Source organism: Alteromonas sp. PRIM-21, assembly GCF_027563165.1.
GTDB lineage: Bacteria > Pseudomonadota > Gammaproteobacteria > Enterobacterales > Alteromonadaceae > Alteromonas > Alteromonas macleodii_A.
The window spans coordinates 561,701-587,370 of the sequence record NZ_JADOEK010000001.1; the positions used below are offsets into that span (position 1 = coordinate 561,701).

Annotated in this window: 20 protein-coding genes; 13 read left to right on the top strand and 7 right to left on the bottom strand. The window is 44.2% G+C overall.

The features are described from left to right. The first annotated feature begins 34 nt into the window (after positions 1-34). The 4 genes from prmC (at position 35) to kdsA (ending at position 4,141) form a co-directional block, all read left to right on the top strand. On the top strand, positions 35-874 hold the full coding sequence (gene prmC / locus IW644_RS02475) for a peptide chain release factor N(5)-glutamine methyltransferase (RefSeq protein WP_269916264.1): 840 nt from the start codon (positions 35-37) through the stop codon (positions 872-874). A 157-nt stretch (positions 875-1,031) separates the two neighbouring features. Then, positions 1,032-2,597 carry a response regulator gene (locus IW644_RS02480; RefSeq protein WP_269916265.1) on the top strand — a complete coding sequence of 522 codons (1,566 nt, stop codon included), beginning with the start codon at positions 1,032-1,034 and terminating at the stop codon, positions 2,595-2,597. A 297-nt stretch (positions 2,598-2,894) separates the two neighbouring features. Further along, a complete protein-coding gene (locus IW644_RS02485) occupies positions 2,895-3,266 on the top strand; it encodes a SirB2 family protein (RefSeq protein WP_269916266.1) in 372 nt (123 codons plus the stop codon). 20 nt (positions 3,267-3,286) lie between these two features. Beyond that, entirely contained in the window at positions 3,287-4,141 is an 855-nt protein-coding gene (kdsA, locus tag IW644_RS02490) for a 3-deoxy-8-phosphooctulonate synthase (protein ID WP_179982976.1), read from the top strand. 61 nt (positions 4,142-4,202) lie between these two features. Here kdsA and IW644_RS02495 read toward each other — a convergent pair whose 3' ends face one another. Next, entirely contained in the window at positions 4,203-4,481 is a 279-nt protein-coding gene (locus IW644_RS02495) for a hypothetical protein (RefSeq protein WP_179982977.1), read from the bottom strand. Between the two features lie 217 nt (positions 4,482-4,698). Here IW644_RS02495 and IW644_RS02500 point away from each other — a divergent pair, with 217 nt between their 5' ends. The 5 genes from IW644_RS02500 (at position 4,699) to fusA (ending at position 10,238) form a co-directional block, all read left to right on the top strand. After that, positions 4,699-5,601 carry a transcriptional regulator GcvA gene (locus tag IW644_RS02500; RefSeq protein ID WP_269916267.1) on the top strand — a complete coding sequence of 301 codons (903 nt, stop codon included), beginning with the start codon at positions 4,699-4,701 and terminating at the stop codon, positions 5,599-5,601. A 70-nt stretch (positions 5,602-5,671) separates the two neighbouring features. Further along, positions 5,672-6,322, top strand: a complete 651-nt coding sequence (locus IW644_RS02505) for an alpha/beta family hydrolase (RefSeq protein ID WP_269916575.1) — start codon at positions 5,672-5,674, stop codon at positions 6,320-6,322. A 42-nt stretch (positions 6,323-6,364) separates the two neighbouring features. After that, positions 6,365-6,877, top strand: a complete 513-nt coding sequence (locus IW644_RS02510; protein ID WP_269916268.1) for a DUF423 domain-containing protein — start codon at positions 6,365-6,367, stop codon at positions 6,875-6,877. Then, the gene (rlmM, locus tag IW644_RS02515) at positions 6,870-7,967 is read left to right on the top strand and encodes a 23S rRNA (cytidine(2498)-2'-O)-methyltransferase RlmM (protein WP_269916269.1); all 1,098 of its coding nucleotides are present in this window, start codon (positions 6,870-6,872) and stop codon (positions 7,965-7,967) included. Before IW644_RS02510 ends, rlmM begins: the two co-directional genes overlap by 8 nt. A 183-nt stretch (positions 7,968-8,150) precedes the next feature. Then, entirely contained in the window at positions 8,151-10,238 is a 2,088-nt protein-coding gene (fusA, locus tag IW644_RS02520) for an elongation factor G (protein WP_269916270.1), read from the top strand. A 129-nt stretch (positions 10,239-10,367) separates the two neighbouring features. Here fusA and cynS read toward each other — a convergent pair whose 3' ends face one another. From cynS to IW644_RS02550, 6 genes are all read right to left on the bottom strand, one after another. After that, positions 10,368-10,817, bottom strand: coding sequence for a cyanase (gene cynS, locus IW644_RS02525; protein ID WP_071814393.1), 450 nt, complete (start codon positions 10,815-10,817; stop codon positions 10,368-10,370). A gap of 18 nt (positions 10,818-10,835) precedes the next feature. After that, positions 10,836-12,719, bottom strand: a complete 1,884-nt coding sequence (locus tag IW644_RS02530) for a bifunctional protein-serine/threonine kinase/phosphatase (protein WP_269916271.1) — start codon at positions 12,717-12,719, stop codon at positions 10,836-10,838. 141 nt (positions 12,720-12,860) lie between these two features. Beyond that, complete coding sequence (locus IW644_RS02535) at positions 12,861-13,709, bottom strand: formate/nitrite transporter family protein (RefSeq protein ID WP_179982984.1); 849 nt, start codon at positions 13,707-13,709, stop codon at positions 12,861-12,863. Positions 13,710-14,203: 494 nt separating this feature from the next. Next, positions 14,204-16,270: a transglutaminase family protein gene (locus IW644_RS02540; protein WP_269916272.1), complete on the bottom strand. Its 2,067-nt coding sequence runs from the start codon at positions 16,268-16,270 to the stop codon at positions 14,204-14,206. After that, positions 16,267-17,469: a DUF58 domain-containing protein gene (locus tag IW644_RS02545; RefSeq protein WP_269916273.1), complete on the bottom strand. Its 1,203-nt coding sequence runs from the start codon at positions 17,467-17,469 to the stop codon at positions 16,267-16,269. Before IW644_RS02545 ends, IW644_RS02540 begins: the two co-directional genes overlap by 4 nt. Positions 17,470-17,496: 27 nt before the next feature. After that, a complete protein-coding gene (locus IW644_RS02550; protein ID WP_269916274.1) occupies positions 17,497-18,444 on the bottom strand; it encodes an AAA family ATPase in 948 nt (315 codons plus the stop codon). Positions 18,445-18,677: 233 nt separating this feature from the next. Here IW644_RS02550 and seqA point away from each other — a divergent pair, with 233 nt between their 5' ends. From seqA to IW644_RS02570, 4 genes are all read left to right on the top strand, one after another. Then, positions 18,678-19,487 (top strand): replication initiation negative regulator SeqA, encoded by an 810-nt coding sequence (seqA, locus tag IW644_RS02555; RefSeq protein WP_269916275.1) that lies wholly within the window; start codon positions 18,678-18,680, stop codon positions 19,485-19,487. Between the two features lie 46 nt (positions 19,488-19,533). Then, positions 19,534-21,186: a phosphoglucomutase (alpha-D-glucose-1,6-bisphosphate-dependent) gene (pgm, locus tag IW644_RS02560; RefSeq protein WP_269916276.1), complete on the top strand. Its 1,653-nt coding sequence runs from the start codon at positions 19,534-19,536 to the stop codon at positions 21,184-21,186. Between the two features lie 218 nt (positions 21,187-21,404). Beyond that, the gene (locus tag IW644_RS02565) at positions 21,405-23,882 is read left to right on the top strand and encodes a glycogen/starch/alpha-glucan phosphorylase (RefSeq protein ID WP_179982989.1); all 2,478 of its coding nucleotides are present in this window, start codon (positions 21,405-21,407) and stop codon (positions 23,880-23,882) included. A gap of 317 nt (positions 23,883-24,199) precedes the next feature. Next, positions 24,200-25,504, top strand: coding sequence for a putative bifunctional diguanylate cyclase/phosphodiesterase (locus IW644_RS02570; protein ID WP_269916277.1), 1,305 nt, complete (start codon positions 24,200-24,202; stop codon positions 25,502-25,504). Positions 25,505-25,670 lie beyond the last annotated feature (166 nt).

A 25,670-nucleotide genomic window follows, 5' to 3' on the forward strand; every position in this document is an offset into this window, starting at 1 on the left:
TCGTATTGCAGCAAAAATAGCGTTAAAAAAGATAATGCGCATAGATAACGCCCTAGCATGGGCTGTTAAACAACTAGAGGGTGGTGAGTCACCCTCTGTTGATGCCAAAGTTATATTGGCAAGTATTCTAGGCAAGTCTCAAACTTACCTTTTCACATGGCCAGATAAAACTTTGGATGACACTGAGCAGGTGCAATTTGAAGCTGCAGTGGCAAAAAGAAAAAGGGGTGAGCCTGTTGCTTATATTATCGGCAAGCGCGATTTCTGGACCCTGTCACTATTTACCTCGCCGGATACCTTAATACCGCGCCCTGATACTGAAGTGCTGGTCGAGCAAGTGCTCAACTGGGCCAATGAACATCTAGCTCATCCTCTATCAATCTGCGACTTAGGAACGGGCACGGGCGCTATTGCTCTGGCGTTAGCAAGCGAATTACCTAAAGCATCAGTTACTGGTGTGGACTTCCAGCAGGGAGCGGTAAAACTTGCTACTCGTAATGCACAAGCTAACAACTTAATTAATGCCCGCTTCGTGCAAAGTGACTGGTTTAGTGCACTCGATGGCCAGACCTTCGACATTATTGTTTCAAACCCGCCTTATATCGAAGAAACCAGCCCATACCTTGATGAAGGCGACGTGCGTTTTGAACCGAAAACAGCGTTAACCTCGGGCCACGATGGCTTAGACGATATAAAGCACATTATTAAGAATGCGCCTGAATACCTCAATAAAGGGGCTTTGTTAGCCTTCGAACACGGCTTCGATCAAGGAAGTGCGGTTAATACACTGCTCACTGATGCAGGCTTTGTTAAGGTTAAGACTGTCAAAGATTTCGGTAACAACGACCGCGTGACGCTAGGTCAGTGGCGCTAGCGCTTTCATTACTTTCATCACGCATAGAATTGGCAGTAACTATTGCTGTTTAATTGCAAACTTGCTTATATCTGGTTTTGCATTAGTATTTGTTTAGCGTCAAAGAAAACTAAAAAGCGCCAAGTTAAACAATCTCTTACAGGACAGGACGTACCAGATGAATGATGACTTTCTTTTCGCAGAAGACGACGATGAAAATGAAGCGGATGATCTGGGTAGTTGGAAAGTACTTATCGTTGATGATGAACCTGAAGTGCACGCCGTTACCAAGCTGGCGCTAAATGACTTTAGCTTAAATGGTAAAACGCTAGAGTTTGTAAGTGCCTATAGCGGTGAGGAAGCTAAATCTATTTTCAAAACCCATGATGATATCGCAGTTGTATTACTCGACGTAGTCATGGAAACCGATGATGCCGGCCTTCAAGTGGCAGACTACATTCGCAACGAACTCGATAATCACTTCACTCGCATAATTTTACGCACCGGCCAACCCGGCCAAGCACCAGAAAAAGATGTCATCATTAACTACGACATCAATGACTATAAATCTAAAACCGAACTAACTGCACAAAAACTATTCACTGTTATTATTGCAGCACTGCGCTCTTATCGCGATATTATTGTTATTGAAGAAAACAGGCGCGGCCTTGAAAAGATCATCGATGCCTCTGTTGATTTGTTTTCTTCACGTTCTCTCGAAAAATTCATGCAGGGCATCATCCAACAGCTTGCCTCGATTTTAGGCTGTTCTAAAGATGCTGCTTACATTACTACCGCGGTTGCCACTACTGCGAGAACAATCGATACAGATAATAGTCAGTTGGGCAAAGACGAACTTTATGTGTTTGCAGGAAATGGCGAATATGCCAGCAAAGAAGGCGTGCCGCTAAAAGATGCGATTAGTGCAGAAGAATATGCACTATGTGCACAGGCAATGCGCGATAAGCAGATTGTATATGCAGAAGATCACGTTGTGGCTTACTGTAACAGCAAAACTCACGACGGTGCACTTTTGTATTTGTCGGGTTTGCCCAGAAGAATTGGTGATAATGATCGGCATTTGGTGAAACGCTTTTCAGATAGTGTGCAGCTGGCGTTCGATAACGTACTAAAAACCGTTGATGTTGAAGCAACGCAGAAAGAAATTATTGAGCGCTTAGGGCGCGCTTTAGAGCATGAATCAAATGCGTCAAATCACCTAACGAGAATGGTTGAAATGGCGCAACTATTGGCAGAAAAAGCAGGGCTTAGTGAACAGGACCTTGATACTCTGCGCCTTGCTATACCGCTGCATGATATTGGTACCTCTATTGTGCCAAAAGCTATTTTGAAAAAAACAACGCCTTTAACCGAAGAAGAAGTTTTCAACATACGTCAGCATGCAGAGTTTGGGTATCAAATTTTGCAAGACTCAAGCCGCCCAACGGTTCAGCTCGCCGCCATGTTAGCAAAACAACATCACGAGCGTTGGGATGGAACAGGTTATCCCGATGGCCTTAAGGGCGAAGAAATAGATATTAAAAGCCGTATTGCCACATTGGTAGATGTGTTTGATGCGCTAATAAACTCACGACCCTACAAGCCCGCGTGGACAGTTGATAAGGTTGAAGCTGTATTAAAAGAGGAAAGCGGTAAACACTTCGACCCACACTTGGTAGAATGTATGCTAAACGATCTTCCCGCTTTTATAGCAATACAAGCTCAATATCCTGATGCGAAGTGATGCATTTCCCCGTTATTTACGTACTGTAATACGTTACAATAACAGCGTTTAAACGCGCGCTATAAAAATAAGACAGGTGTAACCAAATGCACCTGCCTTTAAGATGACTGCTCGCACTTTAAAATGTGACGCTAGGGCAATCGGATATTGCCAAAGCCCTTATAAAGAAAGGCCTAACAATAGTTGTCTTCTAGAGGGCACTTGATTTTCGCTTTAAAGATCAAGCAATGCCCAATTAGCACATGTGTTAGAGTAACGAGCAGCAGGCTCATCATCTAATAAAAACAGGAACACACTATGTACATGATGGCAAAACACCTTCATTTAACCGCTGTTGGCTTAAGTATTTTATTCTTTGTCTTTCGGTTTATTTGGAGCCAATTCGACGCCACAGCGTTGAACAAAAAGTGGGTGAAAATTCTCCCTCATATCATTGATACCGTGCTTTTAGCTAGTGCAGTTTGGCTGTGTTTTATTCTGTCTCAATATCCGTTCGTTAACGCATGGCTCACATTTAAGGTGATCGGAGTAGTGCTGTACATTGTGTTTGGGTTGTTTGCGCTTAAAAAGGCTAAGACAGCGTTAAGCAAGTGGGGCTTCTTCGTTGCCGCGCTGGTGGTCCTAATGGCAACAGCTATGGTTGCAGTGACCAAACAACCTCTTTTTTAAGATTTAATTGGAAATAGATAATGTCTGAATCTCAACAGATTATTAATGTAGGTAACGTCGAGGTTGCCAATCATTTGCCCTTCGTACTGTTTGGAGGGATGAACGTACTTGAGTCACGCGACCTTGCGATGCGAATTGCTGAACATTATGTTGAAGTAACGCAAAAGCTCAATATACCTTACGTTTTTAAAGCTTCCTTTGATAAAGCCAACCGTTCATCAGTAACGTCTTACCGCGGCCCAGGTATGGAAGAGGGCTTACGTATTTTTGAAGAAATCAAGTCGACTTTTAACGTACCTCTTATCACTGATGTACACGAACCCCATCAAGCGGCACCTGTTGCCGAAGTAGTTGACGTTATTCAGCTACCTGCCTTTCTAGCACGTCAGACCGACTTGGTAGTTGCTATGGCAAAAACGGGTAGTGTAATAAACGTTAAAAAACCTCAATTTTTAGCACCACACGAAATGCGCCATATAATTGGTAAGCTTGGCGAAGCGGGCAACGATAAGGTTATTCTTTGTGAACGCGGCAGCTGTTTTGGCTACAACAACCTTGTTGTGGATATGCTTGGTATGGACGCAATGAAAGAATATGCGCCAGTGATATTTGATGCGACTCACGCACTACAGATGCCAGGCGGTCGTGCTACCTCTGCAGATGGTCGACGAGCACAAGCTGCTCAACTAGCAAGAAGCGGTATGGCGTTGGGCTTAGCGGGCTTGTTCATTGAAGCACACCCTAATCCTGATGAAGCACTATGTGACGGGCCTTGTGCACTGCCGCTAGCGAAATTAGAGCCATATTTGCAGCAAATGAAAGCGTTAGATGAATTAGTGAAAGGTTTTGACGCGTTAGATACAAGTAATACCTAAGCTTATGTTGATGGCGTATGCCGGTGCAAGCACCGGCATGCGTATCAGGTGTGTGAGTTGCTTATTCCGCTTCAGAAACGGTTACGCGCTCTTCACCTTTCGCCATTGCTAATAGATTTTTGTGAAGCTGAACTTGGATCTCTTCAGCTAAAATTGCTTTTGATTGCTTCTTAACAACGATGTGAGCATCGTTTTCTGGCAAGACTTCAGCCATTTTTACACTGGTCATTGCCGTGTTGATTAAAGATTGTAGATTGATCTTTTCTGGTTGTGCGTTAGCATTTGCAGCAGCGCTTGCGAAAGCCATTACAGAAACGCTAGCTAAAAGTAGTTTTTTCATTTTCACACCTAATAAAAATAATTAAAAAATTGTTGGCTAATGTTAAAATGTTTAACATTTGGTCGGCATAATTGATTGAAATTAAATGCTCTTTCTTAATTTCGGGTAAATTATAATCAGTAGGTGGTGAAAAATAAAACGAGTAAAAGTATGGGCTGTCATTAGAAAAACTAATGAATTTGTCATGCTTCGGTCACACTGGATTTGAATACAATATATGCACCGACGTTTACCTCCTCTTAATGCCTTAAAGTCGTTCGAAGCGGCGGCGCGCCATTTGAGCTTTACCAAGGCAGCGGACGAATTATTTGTTACTCAAGCAGCAGTAAGTCATCAAATAAAAGCCCTTGAAGATTTCTTATCTATGAAGCTGTTTCTAAGAAGAAATAGAACCTTGCTTCTGACCGAGGAGGGACAGGCCTATTTCTTAGAGTTAAAAGATATCTTTAAAAACTTACAGGACGCGACAGAAAGATTGCTTGCGAAGGGCAGTAAAGGTGCCATTACAGTCGCCATGCCGCCTAGCTTTGCAAGCCAATGGTTGGTACCCCGTATTCATAAGTTTAGTTTGGCTCACCCCGATATTGACGTGCGCATAAAAGCGGTAGACTTCGACGAGGGTTTCTTAGAAGACGATGTGGACGTTGGAATATATTACGGCAAGGGGCGTTGGGCTGGTCTGCAGGCTGATCAGCTGCACAGAGAGTTTCTAACGCCGCTATGTTCACCCATGCTTTTTCAAGGGCCTAAGCCACTTTCTAGCTTGTCTGACTTAAGGCACCATGTGTTGCTTCACGATTTAAGCCGAACCGCGTGGAAAAACTGGCTAAAACATGTTGGCGTTGTTGGCGTGAATGTAAATCATGGCCCGGTTTTTAGCCATTCTATGTTGGTATTGCAAGCGGCTGCGCTAGGTCAAGGTATCGCGTTGGGTAACACCGTACTCGCTAGGCCAGAAATTGAAGCAGGTCGTCTTGTGATGCCGTTTGAAGAACGGGTAGAGAGTCGCGACGCATTTTATTTGGTTTGTGAGGAGTCACAGGCTGAATTAGGAAAAATTGCAGCGTTTAGAGACTGGATCTTAGCGCTGGTTGAAGCTGAACAAGAGGATTTGTTGTAGTATGGCTAAAATACAAGGACCCAATCTACAAACCAATACAGAAGCTAACACAAAGGATGTTGCTTTTGATATGGAAGTGCACGTAGCCAAAGCGCCTGTCGCATGCTTAATACTTGGGCACGGTGCTGGTGCAGGTAAAGAGCATGAGTTCATGCAAGACATGGCAAACGAACTTGTTGCAAAGGGCATATCTACGGTGCTTTTCAATTTTCCTTATATGCAAACCATTAAGTCTACGGGTAAGCGCAGACCTCCTGATAAAGCCGATAAACTCATGCCACACTTTGCTGCGGTAATTGAGTTCTGCAGCAAAGATAACAAAGCCCTCCATAACTTACCCGTGTTTATCGGCGGGAAGTCTATGGGCGGGCGTATGGCCACTATGGTGTATGAAGGTATAAGCAATGTAAAAGGCGCGATAGCGCTGGGCTATCCATTTCACCCACCGGGTAAGCCGGAGAAAACCCGCACAGAACACTTGCTAACAGCGGCAAAACCTCTGCTTATTATCCAAGGGGAAAGAGATACCTTTGGTACTAAAAGTGAGATTGAAAGTGGTGAAGAGAACTACGCGCTATCATCAGCTATTGAATGCGTATTTTTAGAAGACGGTGATCACAGCTTCAAACCTCGAAAGGCTAGCGGTAAAACCCAACAAGAACACATTGTTAAAGCTGCTGATTTGACCGCGGCGTTTATAACCCGCAATCTGTCCAGTTAATATACAGGACAACATTTGAAATGAAAGCGAACGATTAAATTAATGAGTAACGAAAAACGTAGGTTGGCTAGCCTTGCTAAACCTTATCTTGTCATTGGAGCGGCGCTTGCAGGCTTAGCGGTTGTGCTAGGTGCCTTTGGCGCACATGGTTTAAAAAGTGTATTAAGTACAAAGCAACTCAACACATTTGAAATAGGTGTGCGCTATCAAATGTATCATTCACTAGCCTTGTTGCTATTGCCCGCTTTGTCTGCTTACGTCTCATCGAAGTGGGTTAACCGTTCGGCATTTTGTTTTGTTACCGGTACAGTATTGTTTAGCGGAAGTTTATACGCGCTCGCCATCAGTGGTATTAAATGGTTTGGTCCAGTTACCCCATTGGGCGGCCTATTCTTTATCGCTGGGTGGGCTTTATTAATGATTGGTTTGCTTGTGGGAAGGTCTAAAGAGAACGAAAGGGCACTGCAAAACTTATCTGATTTAGACCAGACAAATGCTAAACACATGGCGCAAGCCGAAAAAACGGACAAAAACAGAGGAGCAGGTAATGTCTAATGCTAGTATTTTAGGCTATTGCCGACCGGGGTATGAAAATGACACGGCTAACGAACTTACATCTCGATACGGTGAAGCTCAATGTTACGGCTACCCAGTGTCAAAGAAAAATAGTGGCTTTGTGCACTACCATTTATATGATGCCGCGCAATTAGAGCAAACCATTACCCAGTTTGCTGTTCACGACAGTATCTTTCCTCGCCAACTAGTGGCTGTTTTTGTCACCTTAACTGAAGTGGAAAAAGAAGATAGAGTGGGGCAGGTACTTGAAGCACTAAAAGAAGTAGAAAAACCGTTTTCTATTTTTGGTGCCATCGACGTGGAGTACCCCGATACCGAGGATGGGAAAACCCTCGCTAAGTTTTGCCGTAAGTTTACCGTACCTCTTCGCCAAGCGCTAAGAAAGGCGAGGTGGCTCACTGCAAAAGAAAATTTAGGTAAACCTAAGCTGCATATTTTCTTTGAGTCATTTGAAATCTGTCATATTGGCTATACATTACCTAGCCACGCAAGTCGCGATCATCTCGGTATCTGCCGATTAAAATTTCCAAGTGATGCGCCTAGCCGGTCTACGCTTAAACTTGAAGATGCACTAGTAAACATGCTGAGTGACACTCAGCAAACGAAAGTACTTCGAAGCGGTGGGCGTGCGGTTGACTTAGGGGCGTGCCCTGGCGGCTGGACCTATCAATTGGTGAAGCGCGGCATGTATGTGGAAGCTATCGACAATGGACTTGTAGCCGATAGTTTAATGAGTACCGGGTTGGTTGAACATCACGCAGCAGACGGTTTTACGTATCGACCACAATTTGGTCGCGTCGATCTGCTTGTCTGTGATATGATAGAGCAACCCGATAGAGTAGCGAAATTGATGGGGGATTGGCTGGTCAAGCACTGGGCGACCCACGCCATTTTTAACTTAAAGCTACCTATGAAACAACGCTATGAAACTGTAGTCGAAGCCATGGCGTTGCTAAATAGCCGTTTAAATGCCTTAGATGATGCATTCGCGGTTAAGGTTAGGCATCTCTACCACGACAGAGATGAAGTTACAGTAACAATTGTTCGCACTTCAGCTGATGAGGTGTGATTTTGTTATTTTTCAAAAAAGTGTCATAACATATTAAGTTGTTGATACTTATAGAAAAGAATCGATGCTGGCGCGGATTTTGACAAGCGAATTTGAGGTTTATGCTAAAAAAGGTGTAAATCTGGTATAGAAATCCTTTATAATCCAGCCGTTTTTTTACTCTGAACCAATGAAAGTGAACTAATGTCAGACTTATCTTTATACAGAAACATTGGTATTTTCGCCCACGTAGACGCGGGTAAAACTACCACAACAGAACGTATCTTGAAGCTTACTGGTAAAATCCATAAAACTGGTGAGGTTCACGATGGTGAATCAACAACTGACTTCATGGAGCAGGAAGCTGAGCGTGGTATTACCATCCAGTCAGCGGCAACAACCTGTTTCTGGAAAGATCATCGCATGAACATCATCGATACTCCGGGACACGTTGACTTTACAGTTGAAGTATATCGTTCACTTAAAGTACTAGACGGCGGTATCGGTGTATTCTGTGGTTCTGGCGGTGTTGAGCCTCAGTCAGAAACTAACTGGCGTTATGCTAACGAATCTGGCGTTGCACGCTGTATCTTCGTTAACAAGCTAGACCGTATGGGTGCAGACTTCTACCGTGTTGTTGGCCAAGTTAAGAAAGTACTTGCTGCTAACCCACTAGTAATGACGCTTCCAATCGGTATCGAAGACGACTTCAAAGGCGTTGTTAACCTTCTAGACATGAAAGCGTACATCTGGGATGACACAGGTCTTCCTGAAAACTACGAAGTAGTAGATATCCCAGAAGACATGGTTGAGAAAGCGAACGAGTACCGTGAGCAACTAATCGAAACTGCTGTTGAGCAAGACGACGACCTAATGATGGCTTACATGGATGGCGAAGAGCCGTCTCTAGAAGACATCAAGCGTTGTATCCGTAAGGGTACTCGTGACCTTGCGTTCTTCCCAACATACTGTGGTTCTGCATTTAAGAACAAAGGTATTCAGCTGGTTCTTGACGCGGTTGTTGACTTCCTACCTTCTCCAACAGAAGTAGACCCACAACCTCTTACAGACAAAGACACAGGCGAGCCTACTGGTGAAGTTGCAACTGTATCTACTGAAGAGCCGTTCCGTGCGCTAGCGTTCAAAATCATGGACGACCGTTTTGGTGCGCTTACGTTTATCCGTATTTACTCTGGTGTACTTAACAAGGGCGACACCGTTCTTAATAGTGCTACAGGTAAAACTGAGCGTATTGGCCGTATGGTTGAGATGCACGCTGACGAACGTAGTGAGCTTACTTCAGCACAAGCAGGTGACATCCTAGCTGTTGTAGGTATGAAGAACGTTCAAACTGGTCACACGCTTTGTGACACTAAGAACCCTTGTACTCTAGAGCCAATGATCTTCCCTGAGCCAGTAATCTCGATTGCTGTTAAGCCAAAAGACAAAGGCGCTAACGAAAAGATGTCTATCGCTATCGGTAAACTAGTAGCAGAAGATCCATCTTTCCAAGTTGAAACTGACGAAGATTCAGGAGAAACCATCCTAAAAGGTATGGGTGAACTTCACCTTGATATCAAAGTAGACATCTTGAAGCGTACTTACGGCGTTGAGCTAGAAGTTGGTCAGCCACAGGTTGCATACCGTGAAACTATCACGCAAGCAGTTGAAGACAGCTACACGCATAAGAAGCAGTCTGGTGGTTCTGGTCAGTTCGGTAAGATTGATTACCGCATCAAGCCAGGCGAAACTAACTCTGGCTTCAAGTTCACATCTACTGTTGTGGGCGGTAACGTACCTAAAGAATTCTTCCCTGCAATCGAAAAAGGTTTCGCAGGTATGATGGAAGTAGGTCCTCTAGCTGGTTACCCAGTACTAGACGTTGAAGTTGAGTTATTCGACGGTGGTTTCCACGCAGTTGACTCATCAGCAATCGCGTTCGAAATTGCAGCTAAAGGTGCATTCCGTCAGTCAATGCCAAAAGCAGGTCCTCAAATTCTTGAGCCTGTGATGAAAGTTGACGTATTCAGCCCAGAAGACAACGTTGGTGACGTAATCGGTGACCTTAACCGTCGTCGCGGTATGATCAAAGATCAAGAAGCTGGCGCTACTGGCGTTCGCATCAAGGCTGACGTACCTCTATCTGAGATGTTTGGTTACATCGGTCACCTACGTACAATTACATCTGGTCGTGGTCAGTTCTCTATGGAATTCAGCCACTACTCAGCATGTCCTCAGAACGTAGCTGACAAAGTAATTGAAGAAGCGAAAGCACGTAAAGACGCTAAGTAATTAGCCTTTGCGAACGTTAGCTAACTTGTGTTAGCTAACGCTTCAAAAAAATACAAAAAAGCCGGTCATTCGACCGGCTTTTTTATGCCTATAGCATTGGGGTTTAGTATATGTCTTTAGTACATGGCTTTAGTACATTTTGTACGGCAAAAACTTCCCAGACATAACTACGCTAACGCGGTCGCCTTTCGGATCGTTTTCGCGCTGTAAATCCATTGAGAAATCAATCGCGCTCATAATACCGTCGCCAAACTCTTCATGGATAAGTTCTTTTAAGGTAGTGCCATATACATTTACAAGTTCATACCAGCGATAAATAAGCGGGTCGGTAGGCACTTCTGTGGGTAATGAGCCTTTATAAGGTACTATCTGAAGCCACGCAATGGCTTCGTCTGAAAGTTCAAGTAATTCGCCTACCGCTTCTGCTTGTTGCTTTGTCATGGCCATCTGGCCTAAGCATGCAGCTGTGCTCCACTCTTTAGACTGACCTACAACCTCAGCAATTTGGCTCCACTTTATGCCTTTTAGAATTTTGGCTGATTGAATCATGTCGGTAACTTGTGTTCTTGATGTAATCATTAGTATTTCCTCAACAGGTTAATTAAACAAAATTAGCGTTACTAGGTTGCAAACAATAAGGGCCAGTATTAATGCCTTGTAGACAAAAAGCGGATGGCGCTTTACTAAGGGCTGATACGTTGTGTGCTCAGAAGGATTTGGGTAGCGCAGCGAGTGAATAAACTCTGAAAGCGAAGAGTAGCGTTTGTCAGGGTTTATGTGTAAGGCACGCTTTAGCGCACTATCAACCCAAGTAGGTATTGGCCGTTTAGGATCTAACGCCGTCTCGTATTTTAGTTTTTTCTGTTCAGCAAAAGTGCGACAGTGGGCAAGCTTGGTATGGTAAGGATAACGACCGCATAAAAGGTAATAAGTGAGTACGGCTAAGGAAAATAAATCGGAGCGCTCGGTGCCTACATTTCCTAAAAAGTACTCTGGTGCAGCAAAGAGTGCTGCGCCAGGAATAGGCGCATCACTATAAAGACTAGGTGCATTTTTTAAGGCAGCTGATCCAAGGTCAATAAGGGTACAGTGACCGTGTTCGCTGATGATAATATTGTCGGGGCGTATATCCCTGTGAAGAATGCCCTGGCGATGCATTGCCTGTAATCCATTACTGACCTGCTCAACAATATTCCGAACTTGTTCTAATGAAGGTGTAGGGTTATCAATAGACCACTGTGCCAAGGTCTGCCCTTGTACATAGCTACTCACGCTATAAAAGGCTGTGGGTGTGTTTTGATAACCCAAGTCCATAAAAGTGGGGCTTTTTACAATATGGGGTGAGTCGACCCGCCTTAAAAACCAATTCTCTATTAGAAAACCGTTTAGCATTTCAGGTGATTGAGAAAAGTCAGTGGCTGGTGTTTTTACAACCACAGTATCATACGGGTTTGCAACGGGTGACGTGCGTCGCGTGGCGATAAATACATGACTGCGCGCAGAAGTATAAAGCTGTCGCTCTAAGTTAAAGCCATCTATTTCATCGCCTGTTTTAAGTTCGGTAAACGCTAAATCGCCGGTAGTCTTTGGTGGTAATTTACCATCGTTATAGCCGGCTGCATTAGATACGCCGTGACAGTTGGTATCTATTTCTCCAATAGCCGTAATCAGGCTTTGTTCACCATCAATATCACCACTACTATCAACATCAATATTACCGAACTCGACTTTTATAAGCAGAAGGGTGAGGTTATCATCGCTTCCATTGTTAAACGCTTCGTGTACCACTAAAGCAGCTTGGTTTTCAGATAGCGTATAAGCATTATTTATTTTATTAAGTATGTTCGGCATCGCTACAAATTCATAAACGCCGTCGGTACTTATCGCTATGGTACTTGGTGAGGTTAACGTTAATGAAGTATGGTCGATATCGATGTTTGCTTTCACGCCCAACGCATTAGTAAGGTAAGTTTGTGAAGGTTCACTATCTGATGCTTGTCGATGAGGGCGTGTTAGCAATATAGGGTCTTTAGCATCACTTGTAACAACCTGAATTTGGCTATCTCCAACGTGAAATACGTCAAGGTGATTGCCGGTTACGATTGCTACTGAGAACGTGCACACATAGCCTTTTTCCGGGGTGTAGCAAAAAGCGCTTTTCTGCGTTCGGGTATAAAGCAGTGCATTAATTTCTTTAATAATGGTTTCGGCGCGGGTTTTAACCGTCCATTGTTCGGGCGCTATATTAAACAGCTTAGTAAACTGGCGTGTGGCTAAATCGCTAGCAATCTGGCTTACCGTGCTACTGCTGACACCGTCGGCAACCACAAAAATACTACTTTGATTTAGCTCGTCAGAAGATACATGATAGGTGTAAGCATCCTGGTTTATGTCTTTAACGCCAGGGGTTGAAAAAGCACTTACTGAAAGTGTGCAAGGTAGCGGGTAGTTCGATGTTTGTAGCGCTGCTTGCTTATTCATATTCAATTGCTTGTTACCTAGTTACAGTTACATAGATACTGGCATTGGTCAATCGACTTACTTTTAAATAGGAAATAATGTTGCCATCACGACTTACTATAAAAGTTCATGTCGTGATGGCGGTTTGGCTAAATAGTTTGATTAGATAGGTAGCGTTTGAGATGCCGCTGCTTTATCAACAGGGATTGTACGCTTTGGCAATGTCTTCACGTGGGTGGTATAAAGCGTTAGGCCAGTAAAAGCTAAACCGCCTACCAGGTTGCCTAGTGCTGTTGGAATTTCATTCCAAATGAAGTAATCCATTACAGAGAAATCACCGCCCATGATAAGACCAAATGGGAAAAGGAACATATTTACCACAGAGTGTTCAAAACCCATGAAGAAGAACAGCATGATGGGCATCCACATAGCCAACACCTTACCGCTTACGTGGGTTGAGATCATCGCTCCTACAACGCCTAGTGACACCATCCAGTTACATAGCATGCCGCGGATGAAAATGGTGAACCAGCCAGCTGCGCCATGCTCTGCATAGCCTAAAGTACGGGCTTCGCCAATACTGGCAACCTTGGTCGCAATAGCGCCGCCATCTACGTTGTAGCCCATGGTAAAAATAAACGACATCATAAAGGCAACGGTTAATGCGCCGCCGAAGTTACCTAAGAAGACTAAGCCCCAGTTTCGTAATATCTGTTTCGGCGTAACCCCTGGGCGCTGGGCAAGCCATGCTAGCGGCGTTAATACAAACACGCCGGTTAAAAGGTCGAAACCCATAAGGTAAAGCATACAAAAGCCAACCGGGAACAGCACGGCTCCTAGTAGGAAAATACCAGTTTGAACGGCTATGGTAATTGCAAAAACGGCAGCGAGTGCCAATATTGCGCCTGCCATATAAGCGCGTATTAAAGTATCTCGTGTAGACATATAAATCTTCGCTTCGCCTGCATCTACCATTTTGGTCGCAAACTCAGCGGGGAGAAGATAAGCCATGGTTTCACCTCACGTTGTCGTTATTAATAAGTTGCCAGTTGTGTTCCGAAAGTTAGCTATCTACATGCGCTCTTGCAGATCAAAAAAAGGCGTCCGCAGCACTCTCGTTAGAAAGAACTGGGGACGCCTTTGTCCAAAAATTGTGCATTGTAGTAGCTATCAAATGTAATTTTTTAAAACGCTTTATATGTGCACGCCTTTGTACACCAAAGTTCTTAAGCAATAATACATAGCAGCCATCGCTTCGAACTTTAATAACTATGGTTTTAAAACAACAAAAGAGTAGCCAAAAAAGTGCCAATAGATAAAAATGAGCGATGGTTTTAAAAAAAATCTATTTAAAACATTATATTAAGCTTATTTTTTTAGGCGGAAGTAAAAAGCAGTCCTGTTAGAAATTCAGCCATTTGCACTAAAAAGGTGGGGGCGTGAATGTTTAAGGTGCAATGTCGATATCTATTTCACACGCGCACTTACGCTTTTAGATAGAATCTCTATTTGAGTGACTGTTTGAGTGTTTTTAATTGAAGCTTCATGACTTCATGTCTATCAGAGCTTCGATCCCTCTTTGCATAATGCTCACGTTCAAATAGCTCACAGAGTTTTTTAAATGACCTGGCTGCATGCGGGGGTAAATAAGCGCTGGTTTGATTTATATAGGCTGATAAGCTCTTGTTATCTCTACGTACCCCTGTCTTTGTTTCAACAAGCTTTATCGCTTTTAGCAATATGCGATACGAAGGCGACAGGTGGACCTTTTGTTTTTTGGGTAAAAAATATAGCGCCAATATGAGCCCGATTAACCCAAGCGCCGATAAAAATACTGCACGCATTTTCTGCGGAGTCAGCGCCCCTAATAGTTCCTCAAGCATGTTGGTCTGGGCTGTATTATCGAAACCCAGCACCCACTTACTCCACGAATAGTCAAGTTTCTGAAACCAGCCTTGCAAGGTTGCAAAAAATGCAGAATTGCCAAATTCACTTAATATGGTTGTTTCGCGTGACTCCCCTAATTCTTCTAACGCGTGTTCCAGCCCAAAAGATAATCGAGACGGCGCGACCATGCTGGTGGGGTCGAAACGTATCCACTTGCTGTCTATTAAGGCTTCTACCCATGCGTGGGCATCGTACTGCCTTACTTGAAGGACGTTATCACTTAGCGCGCTACCACCCTGGTAGCCGGTTACCATTCTAGCCGGTACGCCAGCTGCGCGAAGCACGTATACCATAGCGCCAGCATAGTGAGCGCAAAAGCCGGCCCGTTGCTCAAATAAAAAGCTGTCTATAGGGTCCACGGGCATAGCATTTGGGGAAAGGGTATAGCGGAACCCCCCTTGATTGAATTCACGCATTACCGCATTGACGAGCTCTTGCGCATTGCTGTATTGATTAGCTAGTGCTTGCCCCCAAGCCCTGGCTTCGGGGTTGCCATTTGTTGAAACTTGCAAATTTAGTTGCGCTTCAAAGTTTCCTATTCCGTTTATGATCGGTGCGTTTGGAAAGTAGCGTAAATGAAAGGCTTTTTTGCTGGATATAGGCGTGTCGGCACGCAAGGTATAATCAAATAGCGTGCTGACAGTAATACTGTTCTCAAGGTTATTAGGCGATGAAGGTTCTAGCGCGAATAGCCACCTTTGTTGAGTAGGCTCTACAATTAATCCATAGTCAGTTACAAGGGATAATTCTTTTAATGCTAGGTTGGTTAGAGGCGTTTGTTTACCCATAGAGGCTAACTGTTGCTCGGCTTGTTTGCGTTTGTTACTGATAGACCAGGTTTTTCCATCAAAATGCTCGAGTGTCATTGCACGCCAGTATCTCAAAGGCGCATCGGGAACCTCTTCTTCACTATTGAAGGTAGCACTGAAAGCGAGTTCAGATGAGCTAGCAAGTGATGCTATATCACCAGGCGTCACTGTATCGGAAAGCCCGGTTTCCGTGGATTTTGACGTGGGCATTTGCCAAAGGGGCGGAAGCTGAGGCAATAATAGGAATAAAAGTAGCGCAATGGGAAAAGCTTGAACGATAAGTATACTGACGAATTTAAAGCTTCTCGCTATAGAAACACCAGCACCGTGAAAAATCGCCGTTGCGACGAGCAGTAATGCTAATATAGCTGTATAGCCTATCCATGCAAATACACTCAGTGACGAAATAAAACCGCAGCCGATTAAGAATAAGCTGGTACATATTAGCAGGTGAAAATCTCGCTTATTCTTAACGAGCATGATTTTTAAGGCGCACGCTACCGTCAACAAATTAATCATGCTATCAAGAAGACCTACTGTAAAACCAAACCAAGACAAAGCAAATACGGCAAGTACAGCAAGTAAATTCACCGTACGTGAAGTAGGTAAGTTGTGCAGTGTGCTAAGGCCTGCGACCCTCACCACCACAGCACACCCGCTAAGCATCAATACCCATATCATTAAAGGTGAGGTAAGCGTAGAGAGTATTAGGGAAAAGGCTGCGCAAAGTAGAAGAACAGCCGCAGATTGGGGTTGGCTAAATACGTTTTTTAAAACAGCTAATTGTGAAAACTGCCTAGAAGTAAGGATATTCACTTTAAAGGCCTCATCTTCTTCTTTTGCTTGGAAGCTAAAGATACGGGCCTGTTTGTGGTTGAGTTGAACGATGACGTATTATGGTCTGTGTTACTTGCAGACGCTAAACAAGCAAGTGCGCTAAGACATTCATGTATGTGTTCAGGCCCGTGGTCAGGCGCAATATTTAGTCCTTTAAACTCTACACCGAACCCGCTTTGCGCACTTGACCCAGATTCCGCTTTTGTCCAAGACCCCGCTTTTGTCAAAGAAAGTACGGCATGAGTAAGCGCCGAAACCGCAGTTTCTAAATCCGTATTAGACGGTATCGAAAGTATATAGCTGTCGCTTTGCACAGAAGTAAAAGATTTAGAAACCCAGTTTCCATTTTTAGCTACATGCTTCCACGATACCCGGTTAAGTGGCTGTCCAACTTCGTAATCCTTCAATGCGTAAAAGTCTTCGTTACTGGTTGGGTCGCTCAATTCACTAACACTTTTAGACTCATCTGTATTGGCAATCCTATTGATAGTGATAGGGCCTTCCTGAGGCTTGGCATACACAATAACTTGCTGGTCAAAATCAAGGTGAGTCCAGCATTTATAAAGCCCAAGAGGAAAGTCACAGGCGATGGTCATTCGCCCCAAAGTAAACAGCCCTCGCTTTGGTATTTGCAAAGGTACCCTGAGGCTTTGTCGTTGGTCTTTGTTTGAGCCTGAATGTTTATTTAACGCAAAGCTAAAGCTTCGCTCTAAAAATGCGGATGTGTCGCCATCAGTTGTCTTTTGAGTGTGCGTATCTTCTGTGCGCACTACATTCAGCCATTTTACCAACAGTACGCCACTGCAGGGTTTCGCTGGAGTGTTCTTATGAGGGATGATCTGAAGGTGTATTTCACCGTCTAAGTTGCAGTGAAATGAGTCGGGCGGAAGAGCTTTAAGTGCTAGACGGGCAAAGTTTTGATGAGTGTAAAATAACGTGAGTAGCATAATGCTTAAGCACAAATAGCTAAGCAGTAACATCAAGTTGTTTTGATAGTTAGTCCCGAGTAAAAACAAGCACAGTGACAAAATAATAAACGACCAGCCAAACCCACTTGGTAGTATAAAAATACTGTTCAAGTTTAGGTGATGTTCGGGGGAAGCCGGAACACGCTTATCTAGCCACTTCAGTAGTCGCTGCTTGAAGTAATTTGATAAGGAGGCAGGCCCTTTACGCACGTGTAATACTCCAACAATCCATAAATACTACGCTGCTAATGGGTCGATACTATTAAGTAATTTTTGGCTCAGTTTCTCTCCATCAAAAGTTTGGTTATGTTGTCCCTGGGAACCTTGGTGGGAAGATAAACTTAATCGGTGGGCGGTAATTGCCACAAATACAGCCTGAACATCGTCGGGCGTCACATAATCTCTACCACACACATATGCCCATGCCTTAGCACCTTGAAGTATTGCTCGGCTTGCTCTTGGTGAAAGTGGGTTAGGGTAGTCGCCGCTCTCTCTGCTTTCGCTTACCAGTCGCAAAATATAGTGAAGAATGGCATCGCTCGTATGAATAGCAGACACTTCACTTTGCATTTGGTGTAAATTTGCTTCAGTTAGAATTTGGCTGAGAGGCGCTGAAGCGTCCTGCTGCAAAAGCATAGCTTTTTCGGCTTCCCAAGCAGGATAGCCCAGTGAAATACGCATAAAGAAGCGGTCTAGCTGCGACTCTGGTAAAGGGTAAGTGCCAGATTGATAGCTAGGGTTTTGCGTAGCAATCACAAAAAAAGGCGAGGGAAGTGTGTGGGTTACACCATCAATACTTACCTGGCGCTCTTCCATTGCCTCTAATAGGGCACTTTGCGTTTTAGGGCTTGCTCTATTTAGTTCGTCGGCCAGAACTACTTGGCTGAAAATAGGGCCGTGTTTAAAAGAAAAGCGTTTTTTCTCATCGCTTTCGTGACTGTGAAAAATGTTTACGCCCAACATGTCGGAAGGTAGTAAGTCTGACGTAAACTGAATACGCGCATATTGAAGACCAAAAACTTGTGAGAGGGCATGTGAAAGGGTGGTTTTCCCCATTCCAGGTAAGTCTTCAATTAACAAGTGACCATTGGCCAGTAAACACGTAATGGCAAGTTTCAACTGGTGCTCTTTACCAATAATTTTTTGACTAAGAGCTTGCTGAATACGAATAATATCTTGGCGCATAGTTTTGTCACTTTTATTTAAAAATACTCTGTCATGCTAATGACGATAGTTTTAATCATAGTAGCAACGATAGGGTATCGCTTTCTATTCTTATACCTTTGTAAATTTATACGTTGGTATGCAATGGGTCTGTTCAACCTTTAATATTCACGATTCCTCAAAACATCTGCTATTAAGTGCTGCGTACTTTAGTTGTGTTGTCTATAATGGTGCCTCTTAAAAAGGAAGTAGTTATGAAAAGCATTGAAATAGATGACGATTTATATGCCTTCATCGCCAGCCAGACTAAGCATATTGGTGAGAGTGCATCGCAAATTTTAAGACGTTTACTTTTACCTGAAGACGGAGCTGTATCGCAGGGCTCAAAGCCTAGTGAAGCTTCATCGACGCCTGCAAAAACAAGCGAAACAAAAAGTGCAGACGTTACAGAGTCGACAAGTAAACCAAGCTCGGCGGTAGAAGCAGAAGTGGAACCTAAAGCACCATCTGCCAAAACTGCTACAAAAGCGTCTAACGCTTCGGTAAGGTCAACGGCAAATAAAGCCTCGGTTAATAGAACTGCGGCGAAGAAAGCGCCAGCAAAGGCCACGCCTGTAAAAACTGCTGCAGCGAAAACATCCACTGGCACTAAAGCAGTGAAAAAGCCAGCGGCGGCTACTGAAACATCGCTTTCAAACGACGCCCACACCAAGCGAGACATTTTGGATGCCGTGTCAAAAGATGCATTGAGCACCTTTACTAAACGGGTTGATCAGTTCTTGTTTGTTTTAAGTGCAGCGCACAAGCTTAATGCAGAAAATTTTGCGCGTGTTGAAAGCATTAAGGGTAAAAACCGTACTTACTTTGCGACAAGTAAGGAAGCGTTACTTGAAAATGGCAGCAGCACAAATCCCAAAGCTATCCCAGATAGCCCGTTCTGGGTAGTGACAAATAATAACACTGCCAAGAAAACGAACATGCTGGAACAAGTTTTGCGTAACCTAGGTTATCAACCTGATGTAATTGAAACCGTCGTCGCACGTTTCTCTTCAGAAGGTAAATAGCAAGCCAAGCAACAAATAACGAAACTTCTAAATAAGGACTTTTTTCATGGCATTACATCCGCAGGCTGGAGAGCATGCAGCAAAGGAACAACTCATTAACGTACCACAGTTGGTGAGCCAGTATTACAGCTACAAACCGGATATGAATGACCCGGGCCAAGCGGTTTCCTTCGGAACCTCAGGCCACCGAGGTACCGCTTCAAACGCTACCTTTACCGATACTCACATCAGTGCAATTTGCCAAGCTTTGGTAGAATACCGCAAGCAAGAAGGCATTGACGGCCCGCTATACGTTGGTAAAGATACCCACGCGTTATCTGAACCAGCCATGATCACTGCAATAGAAGTTTTATGTGCCAACGGCGTAGATGTTGTGGTGCAACGTGCAGATAATGAAAGCATGGGTTACACGCCAACGCCTGTTATTTCCCGCACTATTATTCGTTATAATCGTGCTGATAATAAAGACAAGGCGGACGGGATCGTTATTACACCTTCTCATAACCCTCCTTCAGACGGCGGCTTTAAATACAATCCCCCACACGGTGGCCCTGCCGATAGCGATGTAACTAAGCAAATTCAAGATCGCGCAAACACGTTAATTGCTGATGGCAACAAAGATGTTCAGCGTATTGATATTCGCCAAGCTACCGAGCGCAAACTGGTCCGTGAAGAAGACTTTATGGAGCCTTACATCGAAGACTTAGCCAAAGTCATCGACATGGAAGCGATTGCAAAAGCGAACTTAAAGCTAGGCACAGACCCATTGGGTGGCGCCGGAGTAGGATATTGGTCGCGTATTTCTGAAAAATACGGGTTAGACATCACGGTGGTTAATGATGCTGTCGACCCTCAGTTTGGCTTTATGCGTCGTGACAAAGACGGCAAGCTTCGCATGGATTGTTCATCTGCTTACGCCATGGCAGGGTTAATTGAGCTAAAAGACAACTTTGACTTAGCATGGGGCAACGACCCAGATTTCGACCGTCATGGTATCGTGTGCAAAAGCGCAGGGCTGATGAACCCTAACCACTATTTGGCCGTGGCGATTAATTATCTTTATACCCACCGTCCAGACTGGCCAAGTGACCTGAATATCGGCAAGACACTCGTATCTAGCAGCATGATTGACCGTGTAGCGAATAGTCTAGGTAAGCCGCTGGCTGAAATGCCTGTTGGCTTCAAATGGTTTGTAGAGGGTCTATCTAACAGCACTATTGGTTTTGCTGGTGAAGAAAGTGCGGGTGGTATTTTTCTAGAGCGTAATGGAAGCACGTGGGCGACAGATAAAGACGGCTTTATTCTTTGTTTGTTGGCAGCAGAAATTCTAGCCGTTACAGGCAAAGATCCTGGCGAGCACTACAAAGCGCTAACGGAAAAATTTGCAGCACCGGTATACAGCCGTGTAGACGTAGCAGCGACCCTTGAGCAAAAGCAGAAACTTTCAGCAATGGATGCGTCTGTAGTCACTAGCGATACCTTGGCAGGAGAGCCTATAACTTCTGTGCAAACTCACGCTCCGGGTAATAATGCAGCCATTGGTGGTGTTAAAGTATCAACAGAAAACGGCTGGTTTGCGGCTCGCCCATCTGGCACTGAGCAAATCTACAAAATTTACGCAGAAAGCTTCAATGGTGAAAGCCACTTACAAGAGTTAATTGGCGAAGCTGAAACCCTAGTAGGTAGAATTATTAAATAAGTACAAAAATAAATCGCTTTAGCGGTTTGTTTGTAACTAAATTGTAAAAGGCCGCATGAATGCATACGAATTCATGCGGCTTTCTTGTTATTTTAACAAAATTATTACAACATTAGGTGTGAGTCACTGCTATATTGCTGTCATATTCTGAAGTTATTCTGTAATTAAATTACGCTTTCGGTGTGTGAACACCGCTTTACTTAAGAGTGAGACGCAAAATGAACGCAAAAGCGACCAAGACGCAACCCTCTCCAGTGATCGATAAGGCTGCATTCAAAGCAGCGGTTATCAAACACTTACACTGCACCCTAGGCACCGACGAAAACAAAGCAAACAACCACGCTTGGTGGAAAGCAACTTGTGCGGCTATTCAAGAGCAAGTGCTTGAAGGATTGCGCAAGACGCAGAAGAGTCACTATTTGAACGATACCCGCGCCGTTCATTACTTCTCGGCCGAATTCCTTATGGGTCGTCTACTTTCAAACAACCTGCAAAACTTTGGCTTGTTCGACGTTGCTGGCGGCGCACTGAAAGAGCTAGGCGTTGAGATTTCAGATATTCTTGAAGAAGAGCCTGACATGGCGCTTGGTAACGGCGGCCTTGGCCGACTAGCTGCGTGTTTTATTGACTCCCTTGCTACCATGGAATTGCCTGCTATTGGGTATGGTATTCACTACGAACACGGTCTGTTCCGCCAGGAAATTAAGAGCGGAGCACAAATCGAGCGCCCAGATAGCTGGCGTGATTACGGTAACCCTTGGGAAATTTGCCGTCCAGAATCTATACAAGAAGTCTCTCTTTATGGTTACGTAGAAACAAAGTACGGCGAAAATGGTCGCGTGCTTAAAGAGTGGCACCCTGGTTCTATTGTAAAAGGTGTACCATGGGATATTCCGGTTGTAGGCTACGAAGGTAAAACCGTAAACGTACTGCGTTTGTGGCAGTCAGAAGCGTCTGATTACTTTAATTGGGACGTATTTAATGCGGGTGGCTACGTTGACGCACAGCGTGAAAACGTGCAGGCAGAAACCATCTCAAAAGTGCTTTATCCAAATGATGAAACCGAAGCAGGTAAAGAGCTACGCCTTATTCAGCAATACTTCTTCTGCTCGTGCTCGCTAAAAGATATTATTCGTCGTTACAAGCGCGCCCACGGTGACGATTGGAGCCGTTTCGCAGACCAGGTTGTTATTCAGCTAAACGACACTCACCCAGCTATCTCAATACCAGAGCTAATGCGTATTCTTGTAGATCGCGCAGAGTTAGGTTGGGACGAAGCTTGGGGTATCTGTACCAAAGTATTCGCCTATACCAACCATACGTTGCTGCCAGAAGCGCTCGAAAAGTGGCCTGCCCGCATGATTGAGAAAATTCTTCCTCGTCATTTGGAAATCATCTACGAAATCAACCACCGCTTTATGGCAGAGGTTGATAAGAAGTGGCCTGGCGACAATGCAATGAAAGCTAAGCTTTCAATCATTGAGGAAGGTAACGAAAAGATGGTGCGAATGGGTCACCTTTCGGTAATTGGCTCGTTTGCGGTTAACGGTGTGGCAGAAATGCACTCTCGTCTTGTTAAATCATCGCTTTTCCCTGAATTTGACGAACTGTACCCAGGCAAGCTTACTAACGTTACCAACGGTATTACGCCGCGTCGCTGGCTGAAAGCGTGTAACCCTGGGCTGTCTAAGCTTATTGATAAGAAAATTGGTGATGATTGGCCAAGGGATTTAGACAAGCTGCAGGGCTTGGCAAAATTCGCAAGCAACAAAACGTTCCAAAAGCAATTCATGAAAGTGAAGCTTGAGAACAAAGAGTTGCTAGCAGAAGAGATTCGCAAGTCATTGGATATAGAAGTAGACGTAAACGCTATTTTCGATGTGCAAATTAAACGCTTGCATGAGTATAAGCGTCAGCACTTAGCACTACTTAATATTATGGCGTTGTACCGTCGTATTCTTGAAAATCCAGATTACGATATGCACCCACGTGTATTTGTATTCGGTGCAAAAGCAGCACCAGGCTACAAGCTTGCAAAAGACATTATTTACGCGATTAATAAAGTTGCTGACAAGATTAATAACGACCCGCGCGTTAATAACAAGATCAAAGTGGCATTCTTACCAAACTACCGCGTGTCGCTAGCGGAGAAAATGATCCCTGCCGCTGACGTGTCTGAGCAAATCAGTACGGCAGGTAAAGAGGCATCAGGTACAGGTAATATGAAGCTTGCACTAAATGGTGCGGTTACTATTGGTACACTTGATGGGGCAAACGTTGAAATTGCTGAAGAAGTAGGTGATGACAACATCTTTATCTTTGGCCTTACTGTAGAAGAAGTGAATGAGCTTAAAGCTAGCGGCTACAACCCGCATGATTACTACTACAAAGACCCTGAGATTAAAGCTGTGCTGGATTGGTTAGAAACCGATTATTTCACGCCGGGTAAACCGGGTGCTCTGGTATCTATCAAGCAAAGCTTGCTAGATAACGGCGACCCCTACATGGTGCTAGCGGATTTCCGCGCCTATTCTGATGCGCAAATAGCCGTTGATGCTGCGTATCGCGACAAAGAGCGCTGGGCGGAAATGGCTATTATTAACACAGCGAAGATGGGTAAGTTCACCTCAGACCGCTCAATTCGTGACTACGTAGAGCGCGTTTGGAAGCTTTCACCGTGTAAGATTGAAAGCTAATCGCAGAAGCGTATAGAAAGAACCCGGCAGTGTTAAACTAGCCGGGTTTTTTATTACTTCTTAAAAAAGCGTCTATATTGTTAAATCAGTGCGCCCTCACAAAGTATTGCCTTACTTGAAAGGTTTCTTTGGTATTTTATTAACGATAGTTAAGTAGCTATTGGCTAAACAGGGGCACAGAATCAGACAATGTTGTACAAAAGTATAAGAAGGTATGCAAAATTATACGCACGTGTCGTTGCGCCATTTGTATCGGCATGGTCTTATATAAGTAGTTGTTTTTAGTACCTAGAAGCGTAAAGCTCAAGGAAAACATCATGAGCCAACATAGATCACTGGCAACCATTCCCAATCGCTATGCGTTTATCGATAGCGTTTTAAAGCAGGCGTCTCAAAGTACCTCTATTTCTTTGATGCTGGTTGATGTTGTGCGTTTTTCAGATGTAACAACGAGTTTAGGCATACACGTCGGCGACCGTTTCTTGCTTGAAATTGCTAACCGTATTCAACACCTTTTTGGGCAACATGTGCTTATTGGCCGAATTAGCGGCGATGTATTTGGAATTGTTTTTCCCAACGAAAATAAAGAAACCGTAATGCGACAAATGTTCGAGCGCCTTGTAGAACATTTCAAAACACCTATGCATTATGACGGCACGGCATTTATCGCTGATTTTAATGTTGGCGTGGTATGCGGCGAAAACGATGGGTTTGAGATTACCGCTTTTGTATCTCGCGCAGAATCTGCATTAAAGCAGGCCAAAGAAAATAAATACGAAAACTACTTTGCCCTGACCAAGTCAGACAAATCTGATACGGGCAGAAGTTTGGCGCTAAAAGCGGACCTAAAGCGAGCACTGTCCCAAAATGAACTTGAGCTTTATTACCAACCCAAAGTTGACCTGAATACCCTTGAGGTTGTTGGGGCTGAGTGCCTGTTGCGTTGGAACCATCCTCTTGACGGTGTATTGTTTCCCGGGCCGTTAATTGAAGCCGCAGAGTCATACAACATGATGAATGAACTGGGCTACTGGACGTTGGAGCAAGCGTTTAGAGCACTCGCTGAACTGGATGGGCTACGAATGCCGATTGTTCTGTCGGTAAACATTTCACCTACTCAGCTCTATGACAATCAGTTAATACCTACACTGAGAATGTTAAGTGATACCTATGGTTTGCCGCTATCCCTCATTGAATTAGAACTCACCGAAGACGTTGCGCTATCCAATTCACTAATGGTGAAAAAACAGCTAGATGAGCTAAGAAGTCTTGGTGTGGCTATATCGGTAGATGACTTCGGCAAGGGATATTCTAACCTTGCCTATATTCGCGACCTAGATATTGATGCGCTTAAAATAGACAAATCTTTTGTCATGGAATTAGAAACACATCCGGTCAATAGGGCGATTATTGAAGCTGCAAAAGTTATAGGTCACGCTAAGGGGTGTTGTGTAGTCGCTGAAGGTATTGAAACCGTAGAGCAGCTTCATATTCTACGAGAAGTCGGGGTTTCCCAAGGGCAGGGGTATTTATTCTCTCGTGCCGTACCTTTCACTGAATTTGTTCAACTTACTCAGCAAGAAATTATTATCGGTAGTTCGCCAAGAAGGGCACAGGCCTAACTACTGCCAACGCTAGTCAACCGCAATAAACCTAAGTGGCTCTGCACTTTTTTGCATCTTGGTTTCTAGACTTTCCAATTTTGGTCACCGATTTAAGTTAAATATTGCTATGCCCTGGTTATTAAAGCGCGGCCTGGGCATGCAAAATATTGCTACCAGTGTGTGA

What these genes read in the sequence shown, in the direction of transcription:
- rlmM (WP_269916269.1), top strand. Translation starts at nt 6,870, where the DNA reads ATGTCTAATGCTAGTATTTTAGGCTATTGCCGACCGGGGTATGAAAAT.
- IW644_RS02495 (WP_179982977.1), bottom strand. Translation starts at nt 4,481, where the DNA reads ATGAAAAAACTACTTTTAGCTAGCGTTTCTGTAATGGCTTTCGCAAGC.
- fusA (WP_269916270.1), top strand. Translation starts at nt 8,151, where the DNA reads ATGTCAGACTTATCTTTATACAGAAACATTGGTATTTTCGCCCACGTA.
- IW644_RS02500 (WP_269916267.1), top strand. Translation starts at nt 4,699, where the DNA reads ATGCACCGACGTTTACCTCCTCTTAATGCCTTAAAGTCGTTCGAAGCG.
- IW644_RS02480 (WP_269916265.1), top strand. Translation starts at nt 1,032, where the DNA reads ATGAATGATGACTTTCTTTTCGCAGAAGACGACGATGAAAATGAAGCG.
- IW644_RS02565 (WP_179982989.1), top strand. Translation starts at nt 21,405, where the DNA reads ATGAACGCAAAAGCGACCAAGACGCAACCCTCTCCAGTGATCGATAAG.
- kdsA (WP_179982976.1), top strand. Translation starts at nt 3,287, where the DNA reads ATGTCTGAATCTCAACAGATTATTAATGTAGGTAACGTCGAGGTTGCC.
- cynS (WP_071814393.1), bottom strand. Translation starts at nt 10,817, where the DNA reads ATGATTACATCAAGAACACAAGTTACCGACATGATTCAATCAGCCAAA.
- prmC (WP_269916264.1), top strand. Translation starts at nt 35, where the DNA reads ATGCGCATAGATAACGCCCTAGCATGGGCTGTTAAACAACTAGAGGGT.
- seqA (WP_269916275.1), top strand. Translation starts at nt 18,678, where the DNA reads ATGAAAAGCATTGAAATAGATGACGATTTATATGCCTTCATCGCCAGC.
- IW644_RS02570 (WP_269916277.1), top strand. Translation starts at nt 24,200, where the DNA reads ATGAGCCAACATAGATCACTGGCAACCATTCCCAATCGCTATGCGTTT.
- IW644_RS02550 (WP_269916274.1), bottom strand. Translation starts at nt 18,444, where the DNA reads ATGCGCCAAGATATTATTCGTATTCAGCAAGCTCTTAGTCAAAAAATT.
- IW644_RS02510 (WP_269916268.1), top strand. Translation starts at nt 6,365, where the DNA reads ATGAGTAACGAAAAACGTAGGTTGGCTAGCCTTGCTAAACCTTATCTT.
- IW644_RS02505 (WP_269916575.1), top strand. Translation starts at nt 5,672, where the DNA reads ATGGAAGTGCACGTAGCCAAAGCGCCTGTCGCATGCTTAATACTTGGG.
- IW644_RS02530 (WP_269916271.1), bottom strand. Translation starts at nt 12,719, where the DNA reads ATGAATAAGCAAGCAGCGCTACAAACATCGAACTACCCGCTACCTTGC.
- pgm (WP_269916276.1), top strand. Translation starts at nt 19,534, where the DNA reads ATGGCATTACATCCGCAGGCTGGAGAGCATGCAGCAAAGGAACAACTC.
- IW644_RS02535 (WP_179982984.1), bottom strand. Translation starts at nt 13,709, where the DNA reads ATGGCTTATCTTCTCCCCGCTGAGTTTGCGACCAAAATGGTAGATGCA.
- IW644_RS02485 (WP_269916266.1), top strand. Translation starts at nt 2,895, where the DNA reads ATGTACATGATGGCAAAACACCTTCATTTAACCGCTGTTGGCTTAAGT.